General features: G+C 67.1%; 1 protein-coding gene. It reads left to right on the top strand.

Annotated features, from left to right (window positions below; all coding sequences use genetic code 11):
- On the top strand, positions 1-1396 hold a 1396-nt coding region (locus ACZ3IG_RS36165; protein ID WP_467437481.1), incomplete at both ends, for a B12-binding domain-containing protein.

The raw sequence follows: 1396 nt of genomic DNA, 5'->3' as shown, positions 1-1396 counted from the left end.
GCGCTGACCATCGACGAGGAGGGCCAGGCCCGCACGGCGGAGAAGAAGGTCGGGATCGCCGAGCGGCTGATCGCCGATCTGACGGGGAACTGGGGCATCCGTGAGGAGGACATCCTGGTGGACTGCCTGACCTTCACCATCTGCACCGGTCAGGAGGAGTCCCGCCGGGACGGGGTGGCCACCATCGAGGGCATCCGTGAACTCAAGCGCCGTCACCCGGCCGTGCAGACCACGCTGGGCCTGTCGAACATCTCCTTCGGCCTGAACCCGGCCGCCCGGATCCTGCTGAACTCGGTGTTCCTGGACGAGTGTGTCAAGGCGGGCCTGGACTCGGCGATCGTGCACGCCTCGAAGATCCTGCCGATCGCCCGGTTCGACGAGGAGCAGGTCACCACCGCTCTGGATCTCATCTACGACCGGCGCCGCGAGGGTTACGACCCGTTGCAGAAGCTGATGGCCCTGTTCGAGGGGGCCACCGCCAAGTCGCTGCGTGCCTCGAAGTCCGAGGAGCTGGCCGCTCTTCCGCTGGAGGAGCGTCTCAAGCGCCGCATCATCGACGGTGAGCGCAATGGTCTGGAGGCGGATCTGGAGGCGGCGCTTGAGGCCCGTCCGGCGCTGGAGATCGTCAACGAGGTGCTGCTGGACGGCATGAAGGTGGTCGGTGAGCTGTTCGGCTCCGGTCAGATGCAGCTGCCGTTCGTCCTGCAGTCCGCGGAGGTGATGAAGACCGCGGTCGCGTATCTGGAGCCGTACATGGAGAAGACCGGTGACGAGGGCAAGGGCACGATCGTGCTGGCCACGGTCCGGGGTGATGTGCACGACATCGGCAAGAACCTGGTCGACATCATCCTGTCCAACAACGGCTACACCGTTGTCAACCTCGGTATCAAGCAGCCGGTCTCCGCGATCCTGGAGGCGGCCGAGGAGCACCGGGCCGACGTGATCGGCATGTCCGGGCTGCTGGTGAAATCCACGGTGATCATGAAGGAGAACCTGGAGGAACTCAACCAGCGGGGCATGGCCGCCGACTTCCCCGTCATCCTCGGCGGCGCCGCCCTCACCCGCGCCTACGTCGAACAGGACCTCCACGAGATCTACGAAGGCGAAGTCCGCTACGCGCGGGACGCGTTCGAGGGCCTGCGGCTGATGGACGCGCTCATCGGCATCAAACGCGGCGTCCCCGGCGCCACACTCCCCGAACTGCGCCAGCGCCGGGTGCCCCGGCGGAACCCCGAGCCGGCGGAGCCGGGCGAGAGAGGCCGCTCCGACATCACCGTCGACAACCCGGTGCCCGAGCCGCCGTTCTGGGGCACCCGCGTCGTCAAGGGCATCCAGCTCAGGGAGTACGCGTCCTGGCTGGACGAAGGCGCCCTGTTCAAGGGCCAGTGGGGACTGA

This window comes from Streptomyces sp. NPDC016677 (genome assembly GCF_055562815.1).
This window is presented reverse-complemented; position numbering and strand designations above follow the sequence as displayed.